Source organism: Virgibacillus proomii (assembly GCF_018916875.1).
In the GTDB taxonomy this organism is placed as follows: domain Bacteria; phylum Bacillota; class Bacilli; order Bacillales; family Amphibacillaceae; genus Virgibacillus; species Virgibacillus proomii_B.
The window spans coordinates 207995-225378 of the sequence record NZ_JAHLNO010000028.1; the positions used below are offsets into that span (position 1 = coordinate 207995).

The 17384-nt window shown below is 34.7% G+C and carries 19 protein-coding genes; 11 read left to right on the forward strand and 8 right to left on the reverse strand.

The window, feature by feature from the left end:
- Positions 1-167: 167 nt before the first annotated feature.
- A complete protein-coding gene (locus KQI21_RS15135; protein WP_216485064.1) occupies positions 168-536 on the reverse strand; it encodes a hypothetical protein in 369 nt (122 codons plus the stop codon).
- A 265-nt stretch (positions 537-801) separates the two neighbouring features.
- Positions 802-1014, reverse strand: coding sequence for a hypothetical protein (locus KQI21_RS15140; protein WP_216485065.1), 213 nt, complete (start codon positions 1012-1014; stop codon positions 802-804).
- A gap of 75 nt (positions 1015-1089) precedes the next feature.
- Here KQI21_RS15140 and KQI21_RS15145 point away from each other — a divergent pair, with 75 nt between their 5' ends.
- The 3 genes from KQI21_RS15145 to KQI21_RS15155 all read left to right on the forward strand — a co-directional run bounded on the left by KQI21_RS15145 (position 1090) and on the right by KQI21_RS15155 (position 3929).
- Positions 1090-1830: a ChbG/HpnK family deacetylase gene (locus KQI21_RS15145; protein WP_216485066.1), complete on the forward strand. Its 741-nt coding sequence runs from the start codon at positions 1090-1092 to the stop codon at positions 1828-1830.
- Positions 1831-2995: 1165 nt separating this feature from the next.
- Entirely contained in the window at positions 2996-3664 is a 669-nt protein-coding gene (locus KQI21_RS15150) for a TraR/DksA C4-type zinc finger protein (protein ID WP_216485067.1), read from the forward strand.
- 61 nt (positions 3665-3725) lie between these two features.
- Positions 3726-3929, forward strand: a complete 204-nt coding sequence (locus KQI21_RS15155) for a zinc ribbon domain-containing protein (RefSeq protein WP_216485068.1) — start codon at positions 3726-3728, stop codon at positions 3927-3929.
- Between the two features lie 391 nt (positions 3930-4320).
- On the opposite strand, the gene KQI21_RS15160 is transcribed toward KQI21_RS15155, so the two are convergent.
- A complete protein-coding gene (locus KQI21_RS15160) occupies positions 4321-5661 on the reverse strand; it encodes a S1C family serine protease (RefSeq protein ID WP_216485069.1) in 1341 nt (446 codons plus the stop codon).
- 297 nt (positions 5662-5958) lie between these two features.
- On the opposite strand from KQI21_RS15160, the gene KQI21_RS15165 reads away from it, so the two are divergent.
- The 5 genes from KQI21_RS15165 (at position 5959) to KQI21_RS15185 (ending at position 10838) form a co-directional block, all read left to right on the forward strand.
- Complete coding sequence (locus KQI21_RS15165) at positions 5959-6651, forward strand: response regulator transcription factor (protein WP_216485070.1); 693 nt, start codon at positions 5959-5961, stop codon at positions 6649-6651.
- Positions 6648-7976 carry a sensor histidine kinase gene (locus KQI21_RS15170; protein WP_216485071.1) on the forward strand — a complete coding sequence of 443 codons (1329 nt, stop codon included), beginning with the start codon at positions 6648-6650 and terminating at the stop codon, positions 7974-7976. The genes KQI21_RS15165 and KQI21_RS15170 overlap by 4 nt, the downstream gene beginning before the upstream one ends.
- A gap of 86 nt (positions 7977-8062) precedes the next feature.
- Positions 8063-9886, forward strand: a complete 1824-nt coding sequence (gene typA / locus KQI21_RS15175) for a translational GTPase TypA (protein WP_216485072.1) — start codon at positions 8063-8065, stop codon at positions 9884-9886.
- A gap of 255 nt (positions 9887-10141) precedes the next feature.
- Complete coding sequence (locus tag KQI21_RS15180) at positions 10142-10312, forward strand: hypothetical protein (protein WP_216485073.1); 171 nt, start codon at positions 10142-10144, stop codon at positions 10310-10312.
- Positions 10313-10565: 253 nt separating this feature from the next.
- Positions 10566-10838 carry a YkvA family protein gene (locus tag KQI21_RS15185; protein WP_216485074.1) on the forward strand — a complete coding sequence of 91 codons (273 nt, stop codon included), beginning with the start codon at positions 10566-10568 and terminating at the stop codon, positions 10836-10838.
- A 563-nt stretch (positions 10839-11401) separates the two neighbouring features.
- On the opposite strand, the gene KQI21_RS15190 is transcribed toward KQI21_RS15185, so the two are convergent.
- From KQI21_RS15190 to KQI21_RS15200, 3 genes are all read right to left on the reverse strand, one after another.
- Positions 11402-12349, reverse strand: coding sequence for an ABC transporter permease (locus KQI21_RS15190; protein WP_309245566.1), 948 nt, complete (start codon positions 12347-12349; stop codon positions 11402-11404).
- A 1-nt stretch (position 12350) separates the two neighbouring features.
- The gene (locus KQI21_RS15195; RefSeq protein ID WP_216485076.1) at positions 12351-13265 is read right to left on the reverse strand and encodes an ABC transporter ATP-binding protein; all 915 of its coding nucleotides are present in this window, start codon (positions 13263-13265) and stop codon (positions 12351-12353) included.
- Between the two features lie 140 nt (positions 13266-13405).
- Positions 13406-13561 carry a YfhE family protein gene (locus KQI21_RS15200; protein WP_216485077.1) on the reverse strand — a complete coding sequence of 52 codons (156 nt, stop codon included), beginning with the start codon at positions 13559-13561 and terminating at the stop codon, positions 13406-13408.
- Between the two features lie 233 nt (positions 13562-13794).
- Between KQI21_RS15200 and KQI21_RS15205 the strand changes: the two genes are divergently transcribed.
- On the forward strand, positions 13795-14487 hold the full coding sequence (locus KQI21_RS15205) for a hypothetical protein (RefSeq protein WP_216485078.1): 693 nt from the start codon (positions 13795-13797) through the stop codon (positions 14485-14487).
- A 221-nt stretch (positions 14488-14708) separates the two neighbouring features.
- A complete protein-coding gene (locus tag KQI21_RS15210; RefSeq protein WP_216485079.1) occupies positions 14709-15119 on the forward strand; it encodes a CapA family protein in 411 nt (136 codons plus the stop codon).
- A 27-nt stretch (positions 15120-15146) separates the two neighbouring features.
- On the opposite strand, the gene KQI21_RS15215 is transcribed toward KQI21_RS15210, so the two are convergent.
- Both KQI21_RS15215 and KQI21_RS15220 read right to left on the reverse strand, forming a co-directional pair.
- Positions 15147-15836, reverse strand: a complete 690-nt coding sequence (locus KQI21_RS15215; RefSeq protein WP_216485080.1) for a DUF1129 family protein — start codon at positions 15834-15836, stop codon at positions 15147-15149.
- Positions 15836-16168, reverse strand: a complete 333-nt coding sequence (locus tag KQI21_RS15220; protein WP_216485081.1) for a PadR family transcriptional regulator — start codon at positions 16166-16168, stop codon at positions 15836-15838. The genes KQI21_RS15215 and KQI21_RS15220 overlap by 1 nt, the downstream gene beginning before the upstream one ends.
- A gap of 351 nt (positions 16169-16519) precedes the next feature.
- Here KQI21_RS15220 and KQI21_RS15225 point away from each other — a divergent pair, with 351 nt between their 5' ends.
- Entirely contained in the window at positions 16520-17332 is an 813-nt protein-coding gene (locus KQI21_RS15225) for a DUF368 domain-containing protein (protein WP_216485082.1), read from the forward strand.
- Positions 17333-17384: the final 52 nt, after the last annotated feature.

Below are 17384 nucleotides of genomic sequence, written 5' to 3' on the forward strand. Positions count from 1 at the left end.
GTACCTTTATTTTCTTTAAATTTTTCAGTGATTTTTTCATATTGAGGCTGGCTCTAAAACCTTCTATTCGAGCATTGATTAGTCGAGTTTCATTTTTTCAAAATTCGTTCTCTTTGTAATTCTAAAAGAGCTATTTGTTTTTTGAGATACGCTTCTGACAAATTATTTTAGTTTTTCACTTTTAAATTTATAAAAGAAAAGTGTGTTTCTATCTGTAATAAAGAATTATTTTTTTTACTATCCATCTCTATTTGACTATACAATCTATGACCTAATCTAAATGCTTCTTCGATAGTTTGATTGTTTCTAGTAAACCTTGTACTAATGTTCGCGCTACTACCATTAATAAATGAAAGCATTTCAAAATCTTTCTTAGCACTGGCATATAATCCAAATAAAAAATCAGCTGATAATAACTGATTATCTGATGAAAGAACTGTCGGATGGCACGAGTAGTTGACAATTGAAACTCGTTTATTTAACCGAGTTTCAATTAATGAATTCGTAAGAACATTGTCAATTTTATTTGAGATCATGCCTATCTGCAGCTATTTCATGAATTCGAGTTTTAATTAGTTTATAGGTAAAATACTCTAAATTAGTTAAACTTTTTAGACAAGCCGAAGTAATTTGGTCACTTAACAACTCATTAAAGTTGTAATCGTATTTCCTGAATATACCGACTAGTCCTTTCTTTAATTGAATCTCAGTATTTATCATTCCACTTGGGTCTTTAGTGAGTATGTGTTGCAAATAAGAATATTTCAAAAATATTTTTTAGGCAATGAGTTTGAAATTTTTTTATAACAGTTTGTCTAAGTACATCATCACACCAATAACATCTAATATTACAAAGAAATAGTATTTTTGATTTTTTTCATCAAAAAAAGTATTTGTTTTAATTATTAAATTATCGTTTAGTCCGTTACACTTTCTGATTGGAAAATACCCACTTAAATATGTAACAATATTAATATCTATTTCTTTTTGAGAAAATGCAAACTTAATTGACATAATTAATCACCCTTTCATTTTCACAATACATCATGTTATAATATGTGGTCAATACAATATGAGAGGTGGTTTAGAATGAAGACAATTATTAGATTAGACGATTTTGGAATGACAAAGAGTATTAATGAAGGTATCAAACTAGTACTGGAAAAATTACCAGTAAATAATATTAGTGTTATGACGAATACAAGTAATTCTATAGAAGCACTTAGATTTATTAAAAATAAGAAAAAAATATGTGCTGGTTTACATGTAAATATTTCGTGTGGAAATCCACTAACGGATTCTGAATCTTTGATTAATCCAGTAACAAAAAAATTTTATTCTTCAAAAGACATAAATAATTTTTCTCAACTCAATTGTCCATTCAAGGAAAGAGATTTATACGAGGAAATTATTTCTCAACTGCAAACATTTAAGATATATAGTGGTCGTTTACCTGACTACCTTGATCTACACGCTGTTAATCAACCCATAATCTATCAAGTTATGAAAAAAGTAGGTCAGGAATTTAATATACGATATACGGAGGATTTGAATAATCCAAATATTATTTTCCATCATATTCAATTTAATCAATATGATTATTATTCTAAGCATAAAAATATATTCTTTTTGGACTCTATTCAACTTAATTCAAATAAAATTAATCATTTTGTTTTTCATCCAGGGTTTATTGATAAACAACTTATTTATTTAACTTCACTAACTACCGGACGATTATGTGATTTAAATGTATTGTTATCTGAGGAATTTGAATATTGGATTAAGCAAAACGAAGTAAAGTATATAACTTTTAAGCAGATAAATTTATAGAACAAAACTATTTTTAATTGTAAAGCTGATTACACTAGCTATGCTTATGGATCAAAAATGAAAGAGCTAGAAATTCATCATTCATTACGTCGTAAAGTCTGTCCTTGTGACAACGCCGGTATCGAATCATTTCACGATTCTATCAAAAAGGAAGAATTCTATTCATCAAAAACATAGAAAAAACTTTAGGACTGCACATTTAGCGCTATTTCAGTATATTGGAGGATTTTGTAATTGGAAACGGATATACAGCAGCATTAACGACTGAACACCTAATAAAATTGAAAAGTTGGAATCACAGAAATAGAAATCTGTCTACCTCTTACATTTTTAGCGAAAATTTCACGAGGCTTTCACTTCACTTCGATTAGATGTCAAACGGTTATGGTTTCTTATCTGATCGAAGTGATGAGATATTTGTTGGTCAGAAGTTTGAAAAAATTCTCCAAAATCGCGTCCAAGATATTGACATAAATCCAAAATGTTTGAAATAGAGAGTGATGTATTTGATCATAAATAAACGATGCTCAGTTATTTTAGTGTGCAATTTTCAAAAGTTTAGAGAAAATATATACTATATCTATGTTTAAAAAGATACGAAATCAATTCTCTAAATTATAAAATATTCATTCATAAAAGGTGTTATTAAATATGAAGGTAGGTGAGTTAATGAGTGCAATATTCTTTTTCTAAAATTTTTAGATTTTAAAGAAGGAAGTGTTAAAAATGATAAAAAAACAGAATAATCTTGGTGAAAAAAAAGAAATGAAGTTTTACAAATTTGGCTGGAATGTAATATATAGGTTCACGACTATATAAATAAGTCTTACAGGGAAAAAATCTCCCGCTAGTTGCACAAGAAATTCCAAAGGCAGATACCGACCCCCAAACTTAAATTTTTGTTCCTATTGAATTATATAATGTGACTTTTTGTAAAGTGTCACAAAAATGTAACGACAGAAAATAAAAAAACGAAAATAAGCAAAACATACTATATATACAATGCCCAAAAAGGTGCTATATATACTAAAAAACAATATGAAGAAACCGGGAAATATCTATTTTCTTATTGACATGATTTGGGAACAAAAATAAAGCATGATACCGTCCTTTTCTGTACATAGTATAGATACATAATTCGTGTTAAGAGAGGACGTATCGTTTTATGATTAAAAATCAGCAAATAGCAGCATGTAAACAAGCTTTATTACAACGACAATCAGAATTAATATCACTGATCCAAAACCATTTAGGGCTCACTTTAGAATCAGTACAACAGTCAATTGGAGAGCTTTCCAATTATGATAATCACCCTGCAGATACAGGTTCTGAATTATTTGAAAGATCAAAAGATGTGGCACTTAATGAGCATGCTGAAAAAGAATTAGAAGCGATTAATAAAGCATTGCATGCCATTGAAGAAGGAACATATGGCATCTGTCGTGAATGTGGGGGGGATATCCCTTATGAGCGACTTGCCGCTATACCAACTGCAGATCGTTGTGTGCAACATGCGATAAAGAATTCATTTAATCAGTATCGAACAATAGAAGAAAAAGTCTTTAGTCCCAATATAAACCCTGATGAAGTTACCGAGGAAGTGCAGGTTGGGTATGACGCTGAGGATGCGTGGCAAGAGGTGAGCGCATACGGAACGTCGGAATCAGCTTCTGATTTTTTCGGGGATAAAAAAAGTTATCATGAAATGTATCCAAATAGTAAGGAAGTGGTTGGTTCGGTAGAAGATGTTGAAGCATTTTTGGCAGCAGACCTGCATGGTAAATATATAGAAACAGCACCTAATCACAAAGATTATGAAGAAAATTCGGATTAAATGTTAAATTTTTGAAACCATCTTTCTGTAAAGACGTATAAAAGGAAAGAGGTGAAGACATATGAAACAAAAAGGTTGCATTAAATGTGGAAGTAGAGATGCGGATAAAAAAGAAGTTGCAATGACAGGAACAGGATTATCGAAAATGCTTGATGTACAAAATAATCAATTTTTAGTTGTCTACTGTAAAAATTGTGGTTACTCGGAATTTTATAATAAGCGCAGCTCGAAAGGGAGCAATATACTTGATTTGTTTTTAGGCTAAGCTTAAAAATCAGTATTATTTGGCAATGACGTATTAAAGGTAGATCAGCGCTACGATGCTGATCTCTTTTTTCTGAACACATTAGGACGAACATCGGACTAGAACGCCACAGCGCGCCATAAAGTCGAAACAGAATGCCGTAAAGTCGAAACAGAATGCCGTAAAGTGGAAACAGAATGCCATAAAGTGGAAACAGAATGCCGTAAAGTGGAAACAGAACGCTCCAAAGTCGGACCAGAGCGTCGCCGATTCGAGCCAACCGTTATCAAAGTCGAACCAAAACGCAGCCAAGTCGAAGCAATTGATCCAAAAAGTTGTAGTGCCGAACAAGCTAATTTCTATAACAGATACTAAAAAATCCCCCAAGCAGCAGCTTGGAGGAAAAGTTCTTCTATTGTCCGGTGTTTTCTTCAGCATTATCTCTTGCTTCAAGAGTTATGCTTGTTGTCTTTTTCTTGCCGTCTCGATAGTATTCAATTTCAACTTTATCTCCAATGGAAGCTTCAGAGTAAAGAAGCTTACGTAGTTCTAAGATGGATGTAACTTCTTTTCCGTTAATTTTAGTGATGATATCAAATTTTTGAAGTCCAGCCTTAGCCGCAGGTGAACCTTCTTGCACCTCTGCAATTACCATACCGCCTTTTACATTTTCAGGTAGTGGGAAATTCATGCGGTATTGAGGTGGAACTTGGTTAATAGCAGCGGTTGTAATACCGATCATTGGCCGCTTAATTTCTCCTTCTGTCTCCAATTTTTCAGCAATTGGCAATGCAGCGTCTACAGGAATAGCAAAACCAATTCCCTCTACTTCTTGGCGAGCAATTTTCATAGAATTAATCCCGATAACTGCACCGTTGCCATTAACAAGTGCTCCACCACTGTTACCGGGGTTAATAGCAGCATCAGTTTGAATCACTTCTGTTATCCAATCAGGTTGTCCATCTCTATTTGTATCGATTGGAACCGAGCGGTCTAAACCACTAATTACACCTTTTGTAACAGTATTGGCAAATTCCATACCTAATGGGTTACCAATTGCCATCACATTTTCACCTACTTTAAGATCTTTGGAAGAACCCATATTAGCAATAGTAGTTATTTTATCTCCATCAATCTGTAAAACAGCTAAGTCTGTTAATTCATCTGTTCCTAATACTTTTGCTTTTAGGCGTTTATCTGAATAATTAACCGCTACCTCTACTTCCTCTGCACCTTCTACCACATGGTGATTTGTTAGCACATATGCTTTACCATTTTCCTTTTTATAGATAATCCCAGAACCTGTTCCTGCTTCCTCACTTTCCGTCCAAATGTTTTGTTGTTGCATATTAATGACACCAACAACTGCTTTGGATGTTTCCTCAATATTTGTCGCAACATCTGCATCCTCTGAGGCAAGTGTCTCAATTACTTCAGGAGATTTATTTTCTTCTGCAGAAGAGGATCCCTTATTACCTCCATTGTTTAGGGGGATAACATTTGTAAAAACTAATGCTATAATTAAAATAACAGATACAATACCACCGGAGATTCCCCCTAATACAAAATGCAGCAAAGATTTATTTTTAGGATTTTTTGTTTTTGAGGTTGAATGGTTATCAGCAAAAGTATCATTATTTTTTGTTTCTTTGGTGAAGTGCTGATTGGAAGCCTGGTTGGTTACTTCATTTTTCTCGAATTCTTCTGTATTTTTATTTAGCGTATTGTGCTGATTTTCATCTTTGTAATCCATTTACCTCACACCCTTTTAGAAAATTAGAGTACAGGCCTATAAGCAAACATCCGAAAGCGCCGAGGGGAGTCTGGGGGACGCGAATAGATGTTTGTTACGGCCTGATATAATGAAACGGTCACTTTATTAGCAAAAAATGCCTTTGATAAAGTTCCCATTGTTACTTTATAGTATACCCACTTACTTTGGTAATCATTTGGTATAAATGTGGAATAATTGTGTAAAACCGTTTTAGCTGTAACATCGAATACTTTATGTGAAAATAGAAATAAATAAATCGAGAAAAGGTGAAGCTATATGAATAATCATATCGGTATTGTCGAAGATGATTCAAATATACGTAATATAGTATCAGCATATTTAAAAAATGAAGGGTTTATGGTTAGTTTACTTGAGTCCGCTGAGGAGGCTTGGGAGTTATGGCAAACATGTCCTCCGAATATGTGGATATTAGATATTATGCTTCCGGGAATGGATGGTTACGAATTTTGTAAAAGAATTCGAAAGGAAAGTGAAGTTCCGATCATTATTATTTCTGCAAAAGATGAAGAAATTGATAAAATCCTTGGTTTGGAGCTTGGTAGCGATGATTATTTAACAAAGCCATTTAGCCCTAGAGAATTGGTTGCAAGAGTAAAAAGATTATTTAAACGTTCAAGTACAACTTTTAAAACGCTAGAGGCGAGCGATGGAAGAATAACCGTCGATAAGCTAACTATAGATAGAGAAGAACGTCGAATATTTTTTAATAATGAAGAATGTGAAGTAACAACCAAAGAATTCGATATGTTGTTCATTCTTGTAGAAAATGTTAACCGTGCATTTTCAAGGGATGAGCTATTAGTTAAAATTTGGGGAGATAATTATTTCGGAAGTGACCGTGCGGTGGATGATTTAGTAAAACGAATTCGTAAAAAATTACCTGATCTACCATTAGAAACAGTATGGGGATATGGTTATCGGCTTCGTCATGAAGGAGATACAACATGAGATTACAATCTCAATTAAATGCTGCTTTTACAACGTTATTGCTAGTGATTCTAGCAATAACAGGTTATGTTATATACTCACTGATTTTAGATATGCTTATTCAAGATGAACAGCGACAATTACGGCAAAAAGGAGACTTAATCGTCGATGTTTTAAACAATCAATATGAAGGTACAAACCTTAGTAATTTAAATAATTTACTGGAAGATCAAGGCTTACAAATGTTCATTTATGATAGAAATCAAAATGTTGCTGTATCCCCGACGCTTCCGGAAAATGTTGTTGCTGGTTTTTTTAAAAAAAATGATTTTTCCGATAAAGACAAGACTTTATGGGAATATAAGGGTGATAAATTTGTTACATCACGTATTATTTTTACACCAGAAAGCACTGGAGTTGAATTGATTCTCTTAACACCTTTAAGCGATCTGGAATCCGTTCAACAAAGCTTTATTTTTCGATTAATGATCGTGTTTTTATTTGGTGGTGCTATCGCGATTATTTTAAGTTATTTCTTAACTAGCAAGCTTGTGACACCACTTTCCCAATTAAAAAAGCAATTAAAGAAAATAGAAAAAAGACAGTTTAATGCAATTGAGAGAATTAAAGCAACAGGGGAAATCAAAGAAGTTGAGCAAAGTGTATATGATATGGCAAAGGAGCTGGAACGTTACATTAACTCTCAGCAAACCTTTTTCCAAAATGCTAGTCATGAGTTAAAAACACCACTGATGACCATCCAAGGTTATGCGGAAGGGATACGAGATAAGATTTTTGATGAGCAAGAAGAAGAAAAAGGCCTTGAAATGATGGTAACAGAAGTAAATCGTTTAAAAAAAATCATTAATGAAATGATCTTATTAGCGAAATTGGATAGTGAACCTGACGTCTATACTCCTGAAAACTTGCAGCTTTCGAAAATTCTGGAGCAGGTGATTGATCGAACACTCCCAATTGTGAATGAAAAAGGAATCGAATTAAAACATACGATCGATGGCTCTCCAAATTTATATGCTGATGAAGAAAAGCTATTACGTGCAATATTAAATTTAACGTTTAATGCGATTCGACACGCTAAATCAAAAGTACATCTCCATATTTTCGAACAAAATAAGAATATTATGATCACTATTGAAGATGATGGGGAAGGAGTATCGGAAGAATTAATACCGCATATTTTCCATCGATTTGTAAAGGGGAAAGGCGGCGAAACAGGACTAGGTTTAGCAATTGCGCGAGCGATTATTGGACAATCAAATGGAAAGATCCGTGTTAAACGTTCGGACTTAGGAGGAGCGAAATTTGAAATTATGTTTACCGGATGATTATTATTAATCCTTTTACTTTTCATAGGGGATTGTGTTATAATTGAATGGTTTTCTTATTCCCTTAAAAATAGAGGAGAGTACGTATGCAATTAAGAGAAGATATTCGTAACATCGCTATTATCGCTCATGTTGATCATGGGAAAACAACTTTAGTTGATCAGCTGTTGAAGTATTCAGGCACTTTTCGTGAGAATGAACAAGTGCATGAACGAGCGATGGATTCCGGAGATATTGAACGAGAACGTGGGATTACAATTCTGGCTAAAAATACAGCCGTAAAATATAAGCATACTGTAATAAATATTTTAGATACCCCTGGTCATGCGGATTTTGGCGGAGAAGTAGAACGGATTATGAAAATGGTTGATGGTGTCGCTTTGATAGTTGATGCTTTTGAAGGAACGATGCCGCAAACACGCTTTGTTTTGAAAAAAGCGCTAGAACAAAAGCTCACACCGATCGTTGTGTTAAATAAAATTGATCGTCCGAACGCCAGACCGAATGAGGTAATTGATGAAGTGTTGGATTTATTTATTGAACTTGGAGCGGACGATGATCAATTGGAATTTCCAGTTGTTTATACTTCTGCATTAAATGGTACCTCTGGATATGAGCCAGATGAACAGGCAGCCACGATGGATCCTGTATTTACAACTATTTTAGAACATATTCCTGCACCAGTGGATAATCGAAAAGAGCCACTACAATTTCAGATTACTTTACTTGACTATAATGACTATGTTGGCAGGATCGGTATTGGCAGAGTAGTCCGCGGAATAATGAGCGTTGGCCAGCATGTTGTTGTATTGAAAAAAGATGGAACGCAAAAATCATTCCGTATTTCTAAATTGTTTGGCTTTATTGGTCTGAAACGAGTCGAGATAAAAGAAGCGGTTGCCGGAGATATTGTAGCAGTAGCTGGAATGGAAGATTTAAATGTAGGAGAAACGGTTTGTCCAGAAGATCATCCAGAGGCGCTCCCTTGGTTGCGAATTGATGAACCGACTTTACAGATGACTTTTCATGTTAATAATAGTCCTTTTGCTGGAAGAGAAGGTAAATATATTACGTCGCGGAAAATTGAAGAGCGCTTATATAAACAGTTAGAGACAGATGTCAGTCTCCGAGTAGATCCTACAGACTCGAAAGATGCATGGACTGTATCTGGTCGTGGCGAATTACATTTATCCATTTTAGTGGAAAACATGCGCCGAGAGGGTTACGAATTACAATTGTCCAAACCGCAAGTTATCATTAAAGAAATCGATGGTGTCAAATGTGAGCCTGTGGAGCGTGTCCAAGTGGATGTGCCTGAAGAATATACAGGTGCAGTAATGGAGTCACTTGGCGCAAGAAAAGGCGAAATGCTGAACATGGTAAACCAAGGAAATGGACAAGTCCGACTTGAATTTAAAGTACCATCTCGCGGCTTGTTAGGTTATTCGACGGAATTTATGTCGCAAACACATGGATATGGAATTCTAAATCATACGTTTGAGGGGTATGAACCTGTAGTTAAAGGACAAGTTGGCGGAAGAAGGGAAGGCGTACTTGTTGCTTTAGAAAATGGGAAAGTATCAAGCTATGGAATTATGCAGTTAGAGGATCGTGGAGTTATCTTTGTCACTCCTGGGACTGAAGTATATGCGGGTATGATCGTTGGCGAACATAATCGCGATAATGACTTGACTGTAAATATTACAAAAGAAAAACATTTGACGAATGTTCGTTCAGCAACAAAAGATCAAACGATAACGATTCGTAAGTCGCGCCATATGTCTTTGGAAGAAGCTTTACAATATATAAATGAGGATGAATACTGTGAAGTTACACCAGAGTCTATTCGTCTACGCAAGAAAATTTTAAATAAGAGCGAACGTGAAAAAGCGGCGAAAAAGAATAAGTAGAAATTTACCCCAGCGATAAACCTTTCCTATCGCTGGGGTAGTTTTTGTTGTGTTAACACTGTAAGATACTATAGTACCATGCTTTCTTTAACGATTCTTTGTGAATGTAATGCTTCCTTCAAAAAAAGTTGAATGTTCAGGACAATGTAGTTTACTGTAAATGAAAAACGGTTTAAATAGGAGCTAATGAACGTATCTAGTTAACGAAATTCGCCATGTTCTATACCCAGACTTCACCAAGAAGCAAAAATAAATATGGCTACAGTTATAATTTACTATTCCTCATCTTTACAAGTACTTGGTTATAAAGCATACATAAACGGGTCTAATGGTCAAGCTGTTGATAAACAGATCGTAAATGGACAAGAAGTAATGATAAACGATAAAAAAAGTGAACAAACTTTTCAATTGAGCTATGGGATATAGGTATGTTATGCTTTTTCATACAATTTATCCCGTATGTAAGGTGCCGTAAGACTCCCACTTCAAGAGCCTGAGTTGGTACAAAAGGGGCTAAGTGGGAGAAAACGGCACCTAAATGCCCGATTCGTTCAAGGACCTTTAGGTCATACCTTTACAGTACTAACATTCAGTAGGAGATGGAAGAAAACTCCTACTGAATGAAGTTTCACTTTATGATAAAGTTGTTTAGAAGTCTAGAGACTAAAGGTGTTTATAGATGAGAAAAATATGGTCGAGAATCCGTTTTTTATTTACTTTTCATAAGTCAATTCCCTTTATAAAAGATTTCTTTCTATCAAGGGAAGTTAGTAAATCCAAAAAGCTTCTATTTGTAGCTGTTATCATCGGTTATTTTCTCTTTCCTTTTGATATAATTCCCGACTTCTTACTTGGTTTTGGTATGGTGGATGATGTTACGCTGTTAATATTTATCCTGCAGTGGATGGTTAAAATAGCACCCGAAGATGTAAAAGATAAATATTCCTTTTAATTGGTAATAGCGCTGAAAGTTTTTTTTTTGTTTCAATTAGAAAATATTTAAAAAAGTGATCTTTACTTTTCGTTGTGCAAAGATCACTTTTTTTGACAGTACTTTTTCTTTGGGGTGTGAAAACGTTTATCCCGCATGTAACTTGCGGTAAGGCCTGCCCTTCCATGCTACAAGGCGAACCCTAGGAGGGTGGAGGATCCAACTGCAAGTCAATGCCCGATTCTGTTCATTCTAACAATCAGAGGGGGATAAAAGAACCCCTCCGCTGATTGAAGATTCACTTTATTTTCCTTCATCTTCGTTTGAAATATATTTTGTAAAATATGCAGCGCATATTAAGAATATAAAGGATAATCCCCAGGAAACAATACCGCTCCATTGAGTATTTGTACGTAACCCAACCACTAAAATAAATGCGCTTAAGCCAATGAAAAATATTGTTAAGTACCGCTTCACTGAAAACACCTCAATTGCAAAGGTTGATAACTCTAGGGTATAGTTATGCATCTATTATAATACGCCACTTTAAAAATTAATACTCCCATGTTGCTTATAGCCATCTGTTATTGACCAGCGACATCTCTTTTTGTGAAAACAATCCATGACAAAAGCATGAATATAACATAGTAAACGAATAATACAGTGATTGAAAAGCCAAGTGTCATCCCTTCAATCATCGGTTCATTTCCTTCAGCATACTGGCTTAAGTCAGTATGGACAAATAGAATATATTTTGCCCATTCTTTATCAAGGAAGAAACTTACAATGGTGCTGGATCCCATCATCAAGAAAATGGCGACACCGATTGCTAACGAGCCGTTACGGAAGACCGCTGAAATAGTAAAAGCAAAAGTAGCCATTACTACAAGCCCCACCAATTGATAACCATAATTGATAAAAATTTGCGGCACAACTGCGAGTTCTTTAAAGCCATTCGCTGTTTCTGCTACTATGGAAGGATTTAAGCCATTAACCCCGAAAAAGATAGCTCCTAATATCCAGCTAAAAATAAGACCAAAAATAAGGGTATATAGCGCAAATAACAAAATAGAGATATATTTAGATAACAGTATGCTGCTTCTTGAGATTGGTCGAATTAACAGGAGTTTGATCGTCCCCCAATTAAATTCGTTAGCTACAATTCCTGCGGCAATGATTATAGTAAAGAGACCAGCAAGAGAGCTGACCATTAAAACTGCATCTTTCGTAAATTGCCAAGCATCATAGGGCTCAGGCTGAATGTCATTTTCCAAATAATAATTATTTTTAGCAATAGTTAAAGGGTTTATTTCTGCTGCAAATTCATCTTTTTTCATTTCTTTCTCAAGCTTTTTATTCTTATCTTCCAAAACTTGACGCCAATCATCATTCTGATATTCGGTATTTAAGTCAGCAAAGTTTTTCTGTATAAACACAAACCCTATAAGAATGGCGGCTAAAATAATATACATCACCCAAGATGACTTACGGATATATATTTTTGCTTGTTCATTTTGAATTAATTTTAACATTCTACTCAATTATATTCTCTCCAATCAGTTCAAAGAATTGATCCTCTAATGTACCATTAGCTACATTTACTTGATAAATAGCACAATTATTTTCTACTAAACTTTTAATAATAGAAGGCACTTGCTCTTTTTCACAACGGAATGATAAGTTACCATCTAATTCAATCGGTTCTATTTGATAGTGATCTCTTAATAATTGGGTTGCTTTATCTAGTGGTTTCACTTCAATGTGGTGGATGAGGTTATCTGTTGTTTCACCACCAACGTTTTGAATTTTAATCAGTTTTCCATTTTTAATGACGCCAATACGATCGCACATCTGTTCAATTTCGGACAACAAGTGACTGGAAATAATAATTGCTACATTTAAATCAGTGGCAAGCTTTCGAATATGTTGCCGTATTTCCCGAATTCCGGCCGGATCTAACCCATTGGTTGGTTCGTCAAGTATTAATATAGACGGTCTATGTAACAATGCTTGAGCAATTCCTAATCGTTGGCGCATCCCTAACGAATATCTTCCAACCTTTTCATTAATTGCCTTTTCAAGTCCTATCAGTTTAACTACTTCGTGAATGCGTTCATTCGTAACTCCAGGAACCATACGAGCATAATGTTTTAAATTTTGCAGTCCAGTCATAAATGGATACATTTCCGGATTTTCTACGATAGCTCCAACTTCACGAATAGCCTGTTTAAAATTCGTCTTTATACTATTTCCTTGAATTAAAATATCTCCATCCGTTAACTTCATTAGACCAACTATCATCCGGATAGTCGTTGTTTTACCAGCACCATTTGGCCCGATAAAGCCAAATACTTCTCCTTTTGGAATGGAAAAGGAGAGACCTTTAATAATTTCTTTTTTGCCGATTGTTTTTTTGACATCGACTAACTCGATTGCTGCTAAAGACATTCAGTAAACCTCCTAATTATTTTGTTAGTAGGTAGTACGGTTTCAGTGACAAATTTGTTTCAAAAAAACTCCCGATTTGTAAAAAACCTTTACAAATCGGGAGTTCATAATAGGGGAAAACTATTCTTACAGTATAAAGTTTAATTTTGATTAGGATTTTCTTTATTTGCTTGTTTCACACGTGGTTTACGAAAGCCACCAGCAATGTCTGCTTGTTTAAATGCTTTAGCATAGAGCACTTCTTGAGCAGCGGTCAGCTGCTTATTTTTGGTAGGCTGATATTGTGTGTGTTGCATTATCAAAAATCCTTTCATAAGTAATATGGTTATATTTCTCTTATTCCCTTAAGAAAAAAAAATAAACATAGAATTCTAAAAAATTACTGTTGTAACGAAGTATTTTAAAACAAAACGAGAAAATGCGTTATAATTGGGAATGATAGTTCACAAATTAAGCTTTGAGCATACAGTTAATTTCAATATTTACGCCACACTAATGAAAGACTCCCACTACAAGAGTTATGGAGAATATGAAGGAGTCTAAGTGGGAGATAACGGCACCTAATGTTCCCGATTTGTTTTGGTCGAGTCGATTACAAAAGCATGCAATAGGACAGAGTATGCTTCGACAGCGAATACATCGCACGCAGAAAAAGTGCCTTTCTTTTTCAAGGACAGGGTATGCTTCGACAGCGACACATCGCACGCAGAAAAAGTGCCTTTCTTTTTCAAGGACAGAGTATACTTCGCCAGCGATACATCGGAGCAGAAAAAGTGCCTTTCTTTTTCAAGGACAGAGTATACTTCGCCAGCGATACATCGCACGCAGAAAAAGTGCCTTTCTTTTTCAAGGACAGAGTATGCTTCGACAGCGAATACATCGCACGCAGAAAAAGTGCCTTTCTTTTTCAAGGACAGGGTATGCTTCGACAGCGATACATCGCACAGAAAAAGTGTATTTCTTTTTCAAGGACAAGAAAAGCTTCGTCAGCGACACATCGCACGCAGAAAAAGTGCCTTTCTTTTTCAAGGACAAGAAAAGCTTCGTCAGCGACACATCGCACGCAGAAAAAGTGCCTTTCTTTTTCAAGGACAGAGTGTGCTTTGACAGCAGATACATTACGGATTTTCAAGGACAAGAAAAACTTCGACAGCGATATATCATGGTTTTTTTAAGGATGTTCTTTTATCTATGCTACATCAAAAATAACAGTACTCCATGAATGAAGAGTTACTTTATGCTTGACTAGGTAATTTTTTCTTTCTAAACATGTATAAACTAGTTTTTCCGATATGATAAAAAAGTACAGCTATGATAAGGAGCAGACAAAATGGTTAAACGAATTGTAAAAGCAACTATTGTCATTTCTTGTTTTTTGATTATTATTGGTGTAGCAATAACCAACAATTGGAAGTAAATAATCATCAGGAAAAAAAGCTAACGATGGAGAAAAAAGACCAGTCAAAACAACAAATTTCAATAGCTGCAGTTGGTGATATGCTCATTCATAGTGACGTATATAAGGATGCCGAAACGAAAAACGGCTATGATTTTACGCCGATGCTCAAAGACGTAAAACCATTTCTTAAAGATGTAACCATAACTACAGCTAATCAGGAAACAGTGATTGGTGGACAAGCCCTTGGATTATTCTCTTATCCTTCTTTTAATAGCCCTTTTGAAGTTGGGGATACATTAAAAGATGGTGGTGTCGAGATTGTAACGCTAGTGAACAATCATACGCTTGATCGAGGAGAAAAAGCTATCCAACAAGCAATTAAGCATTGGGAAAAAATTGATATGATGTACACAGGTGCTTATAACAGTAAAAAGATCAAAATTAAGGAGCTATAATTAAACTAAAAAAGAAAGGCAAACGAATTAAATTTGCCTTTCCTTTTTCTTTAACAGATAAGAAACAATATATAAAGTGAGACCTATCCCTATTGATGCAAGTGTTGGTATTTGAATTTCTGGCCCAAATTCAGGAATTAAATACACAATTGCTAAGAATAGTAAAATAAAGATGGTGGAACCGATCCAAACTTGGAGAAATTCTACCCCTTTTTTAGTTCGTTTTCCTACGAAGGTGGAACGTTTTAACCACCAAAATATTAATTTAATAAAGATATAGAGTAGAAGTAAAAAACCCATAAAAGAGATCAAGGAGGAGCCGAGATGCAAGGTAATCGTATTCTCGCCTTTATTAAACAAATAATAAAGAGCGGAGCTAATTACTCCATCAATGATAGAGAAAATAGCTGCAACTTGAATAATGATTCTCGTTGCAAATAGAAGATTATATTTGCGTTTTTCTTTAGAGAGCTCATTAATTAATTCTTTGCAATAAGCCTTCGGATCAGGACCAAATATATTTGCTGCTGTTTTTCCCTCTGATTGGGCTTCGATTAAATGCTCTAACAATTCCAATAAAATTTCTTCCGTTTGTTGTTCAGATTTATTACTTGCTGTTCGCATATAAACAAGCATATCTTCATAGAAAGCTAAATTATCTTCATTTAATTGGTTACGCTTTTTGTTATTTATGGAGATTAATTCGTTTGCATTCATTATTTATTCCCTCCCGAGTTTAAAATTCGATCGACCGGATGCTTTATCAATTCCCATTGCTGATTAAACTCAGCTAATGCTTCTTTTCCTTTTGCAGTTAATTGATAATATTTTCGTTTTGGTCCGGCTTCTGATTTTTTCATTTTTCCACTGATCAGTTCTTCTTTTTGCAATCGCAACAAAATTGGATAGATGGAACCCTCACTAATATTGGTTAGTCCAAATTCTTTTAAAACAATGGAAAGCTCATAGCCGTATATAGGTCTTTTATTCATAATTGCTAAAATACAACCTTCCAAAATCCCCTTTAGTAATTGACTTCGTAACGACATTTGTTCACCTACCTTGCATAACAATATAGTATTTTAAAAAAACAGCTACCTTGCTATACAAGGTAGCCTGTGGACTTATTTTACAATTTTCTGCTATAAAAAGCAAGGATTATTTGGTATGATAATTTATGTATTCTGGTTCATGTTCATAAAAGGATGAGCGAGTTCGATGTACTGTGGAATAGTGCAGTTACTGAGCAGGTGGTAAGAATCTAGTCAATAAAGAAATTAGCTACGTTATTTACTAGACTTTTTAGCACATCGTTTATAGCAATAGACATGAATTTGTAAATGACTAATCGACGATTGATAATATAAACTTGACTTTGATCTGAAGGGTGATTTATTAACATGGAATGGAAAAATATTTATCGGGGAATTTTAATGGGCGCAAGTGACGTTATCCCAGGAGTAAGTGGAGGAACAATTGCAGTATTATTAGGGATATATGATAGATTAATAGCGGCTATCAATGGTTTTTTAAGTAAGGATTGGAAGAAACAATTAGGCTTTTTAATACCGCTTGGTATCGGTGTTGTAACTGCTATATTAGTGCTGAGCCGTGTTATTGAGTGGTTATTTGATCATTATCCAGCACCAACTCAATTTTTCTTTTTAGGCCTCATAATCGGTATCTTGCCATACTTGTTTTATAAAGCAGATGCTAAAAAAACATTTAAGTTAAACCATGTTTTATTATTGCTCATCGGTGCTATCATCGTAGGATCAATGGTCTTTCTAAATGAAGGAAAGGCTGCGGTCATTACACAAATAGATACTTCTACGTATATTTTGCTGTTTTTTTCCGGTATGATTGCCAGTGCTGCAATGATTTTACCTGGGATCAGCGGATCGTTTCTATTACTTGTTATCGGCGTTTACCCAACGGTTATTAGTGCAATAAGTAATTTTCAACTCGATATTATTGTAGTTACTGGCGTTGGTATTGTGATTGGGATAATTTTTATGAGTAAGGTGGTTAATTATTTTTTAACCCATTTCACCACCGCCACATTAGCCATCATAATCGGTATGGTTATTGGATCTATTTTTGTTGTATTTCCCGGCTGGCCAACATCTGTAAATATCGGGCTGCTTAGTATTGGCTCATTTACTGTTGGACTAGCAGCAGCTTATATTTTAGGAAGAGTGGAATATGTATAATTCAATCTAACAGCAAAAAGCAAATGGTAAGACAAACGATATAGAAATGGTT